The organism is Methylobacterium sp. 275MFSha3.1, from assembly GCF_900108435.1.
Lineage (GTDB): Bacteria > Pseudomonadota > Alphaproteobacteria > Rhizobiales > Beijerinckiaceae > Methylobacterium.
In genome coordinates, this window is the sequence record NZ_FNWP01000065.1 from 1 (window position 1) to 2,983 (window position 2,983).

Genomic DNA, 2,983 nt, shown 5'->3' on the forward strand with positions numbered 1-2,983 from the left:
GCGCCCATTCTTCATCGCTGACATCGGACGGATAGGCATGGCGGGACTGCATTCCACCAAAACTGGCGCAGCCGCAGGTCCGTAACAGCCTCTAGACGAAGACGAGTTCTTCGACATCGGCGGTCCTATCATCGATCTGCAGCCTACGCGCTGAAAGCTCGCTCTGCGAGCACGCCGCTCATTGGTTCGCAAGCCACAAAAAAGCCCGCGCCGGCGAACCGGGCGGGCTTCTCAGGTTCGGCACCGACAAGGGAGGAATCCCGCCAAACCTGACACTGAGAGTGGGTGAGGAGCAGGGAAAGACAAGCCCCCAGCGGTAGTGGCGCTGGGAGCGAGGACTCGACGCCCGCCCAGGCAAATCGAACCACCCACCTTTGAAAGCGTTCACGCCCCGCAACAATGGAGAGCACGACATGAAGGTGATCTCAGCGACCGTCCTTGGCCTGGCGCTACTCTGCGGAGCCGCTCCGGCCTTCGCACAGCCCTACGGCGGACGCGACTACGGCTACGATCGCGGCGACTATGGACCCCGTGACCGAGGCTACGGAGATCGGGGCTATGGCGATCGGGGCTACGGCGACCGTGACCGCCGCGATTACGATCGGGATTATGACCGAGGCTCGCGGGGCGGACGTGGCGACTACGCTTTCAACGAGGAGGAGTATCTGCGCTGCAATCCGGACGTGCGCCGGGCTGTCATAGGTCGAGCGATCAAGTCCGGTCTGGAACACTACCGCAAGGTCGGCATGGCCGAAGGCCGGAAGTTGACCTGTAACTAGAGCGCGCTGCACAGCGCCAGTTACGTAGGCCACAAGAAAGCTCGCGCCGGCGGTCGGCCGGCCGGGCCCATGGCTTCACCAGGTGCGCAGATCTTTACTCGCCTCGGATGTCGGAAGCTTATGCATCCCTCTGGCGACAAGGACCGGACCAGAGCACGGCCGCGATTGTGGTCCCGATCGGTGCTGCGACGCTTAGGATGGTGGGCAAGGTCATGGCCAACTCGTCCAACAAACTGTGGCGCAAGTCGAGCTCAGAGCGTCGATCGCAGGTTGTTTCTGTTCGCTTGATGCAATCTGGCCACTCGCAGATGCTCAACGGTCGGTAAGCACGAAATAGCCCCGCGCGGCGGTGCCGGCTGCCCCCCCCCCCAGGTATTCGCCTTGGCGGTGCTCCAACTGGCCGCCGAGTGGGACCCGGAGGCTCGCCTCTCGGCCCCACCAAGGTCGGGGGCCCCTCGATCGCGGCCGGATGAGAACGACCCCGACTTGGCTCAGGCCAGCGTCGGAACCGGGCCGGTGAAGCCCGTGGCCGGCTTGTCGGCGTCGAAGTGATTGGCCAGCGCCACCACGAGAGCGAAATTGGCGATGGCGGCCAAGGGGAGGAGGGACAGGGCAGTGAGGAGGGTCATCGGCGGCGTCCTGTTGTGCAGTGCGTGAGAGGCTATATCGCACTGCACGCAAGTTCTTGGTATGCCACATGCCTCACGCCAGATATGCGGCGCATGCATGAACGCGCTGGGAATAAGATCGACCCTCGCAATGATCAGGCTGCAGATCCACAGCCCGCAGGCGTACGGAGTGTGGGTCGTCCCAGTGCGCAATGGCGCCTCCTGTTGGATGTGCCGGGTTTTCATCCTCTGCTTCGAACCCCGATGTGAGGCAGTTGAGCTACCGCACAATCGCAGCTGAGACATTCGGGCTTTTCAACCGCGGTCTCTGAGAGCTGAATTTGCCCGATGACCGACGAATGGCCGCGTTCGGCCGCAACGCCTCGGCCCCGTTGCGCACTTCGGCGGATTAACTCTGGACAGGCAGGGCGCGGGCCGCTCCAGTCCGGCACGCCGACCGCTCAATGCAGGCCAGAAGTGAGGCTGCGTGGACGGATTCGGGGAACAGGAAAAGCGCGACCTCAAAGCCTCTGGCGATCGAGCTCGTCTTTCTAGGATCCATCGCGGGTTACCAAGCCTAGCAGGCCAGCACTCAGCAGCATACCGCCTCGCAGCAGAGCGACGGATCGGCGACGACTCTCTCGACGTGAGGGGGTGATCGGGTCCACAGATCCGGCGGACACCGTCATCACCGTCGAAGCGGGCGCTTGTGTGGATAGAACGCCAGTATCGAGGTAGCGCTTAAAGAAAAGCTCGAGCGATGCGGGCAATCGAGGCGGTCCGTGACACCCGGCCTTTAGCCGAGGGCAGGTATTCGGGCGGAGCCGACGGAGATCGGCTTAGCCAAGACCTGGAGATCGGTTGATGCTCAAGTCCCTCGCCGCCGCGGCACTGCTCGCCGTCGGCATCGCCGCGCCGGCCTCGGCGCTGCCCGTCGCGGGTTCTCCGCTCTTGGCCGCGCAGGACAAGCTGATCCAGCACGTCTACGGCGGCTGCGGGCCCTACGGCCATCGCGGGCCTTATGGTGGGTGCCGCCCCGGCGGCCAGTGGGGCGGGTATGTCGGTCGGGCCTGCCCGCGCGGCTTCCACCTCGGTCGCGGCGGACGGCGCTGCTGGCCGAACCGGTATTGGTAGCGGCGCGCCCGCCGCTCTAGGCGAGCGGCTGACCGCCGTGGCGCACCGTGGCGGAACGCAGTAACACCCTGGGAGCGTGCGCTCCCAGGGTGTTGCCGACCTCGCGGCCAGTTTGATCGGGCTGGGGATGCGAAGGCCAACCAGAAGGCTGCTCTTCGGCGGCCGAAGGGCAATGAGGCGGACCAGCACCTCCTCGCCCGCCGCCGCGTCTTCCGGCACGGAGGCAGGGAGCGGCGCGACCCGATCTCAGTAGGACCCAAACTTGTAGTTGAGGCCGGCGCGGACGACGGCGAACTCGGTCTTGGCAGCGGCGCCGTTGAGGTAGGCGGTGCCGTTCGGAGGCAGGAGATTGCCGTAGAACACGCCGCCGGCCGAGTTCTTCTGGCGGTCGAGGCTGACGTACAGGCCTTCGACCTTGAGCGTGACGGCCGAGGAGCGGAAGAAGTTCAGGAACGAGTCGGT

3 protein-coding genes and 1 pseudogene are annotated in these 2,983 nt (G+C 65.1%); 2 read left to right on the forward strand and 2 right to left on the reverse strand.

The features are described from left to right. Positions 1-413: 413 nt before the first annotated feature. Positions 414-779 carry a hypothetical protein gene (locus BLW78_RS30630; RefSeq protein ID WP_091684085.1) on the forward strand — a complete coding sequence of 122 codons (366 nt, stop codon included), beginning with the start codon at positions 414-416 and terminating at the stop codon, positions 777-779. A 491-nt stretch (positions 780-1,270) separates the two neighbouring features. Here BLW78_RS30630 and BLW78_RS31610 read toward each other — a convergent pair whose 3' ends face one another. After that, positions 1,271-1,408: a hypothetical protein gene (locus BLW78_RS31610; protein WP_170855298.1), complete on the reverse strand. Its 138-nt coding sequence runs from the start codon at positions 1,406-1,408 to the stop codon at positions 1,271-1,273. 843 nt (positions 1,409-2,251) lie between these two features. On the opposite strand from BLW78_RS31610, the gene BLW78_RS30635 reads away from it, so the two are divergent. After that, complete coding sequence (locus BLW78_RS30635; protein WP_091684087.1) at positions 2,252-2,521, forward strand: GCG_CRPN prefix-to-repeats domain-containing protein; 270 nt, start codon at positions 2,252-2,254, stop codon at positions 2,519-2,521. Positions 2,522-2,767: 246 nt separating this feature from the next. Here BLW78_RS30635 and BLW78_RS30640 read toward each other — a convergent pair. Next, positions 2,768-2,983 (reverse strand): annotated as a pseudogene (locus tag BLW78_RS30640) (porin family protein); the annotation flags it as partial.

Excerpts from the sequence above, each read along its gene's own strand:
- BLW78_RS30630 (WP_091684085.1), top strand. The coding sequence starts at position 414 with ATGAAGGTGATCTCAGCGACCGTCCTTGGCCTGGCGCTACTCTGCGGA.
- BLW78_RS31610 (WP_170855298.1), bottom strand. The coding sequence starts at position 1,408 with ATGACCCTCCTCACTGCCCTGTCCCTCCTCCCCTTGGCCGCCATCGCC.
- BLW78_RS30635 (WP_091684087.1), top strand. The coding sequence starts at position 2,252 with ATGCTCAAGTCCCTCGCCGCCGCGGCACTGCTCGCCGTCGGCATCGCC.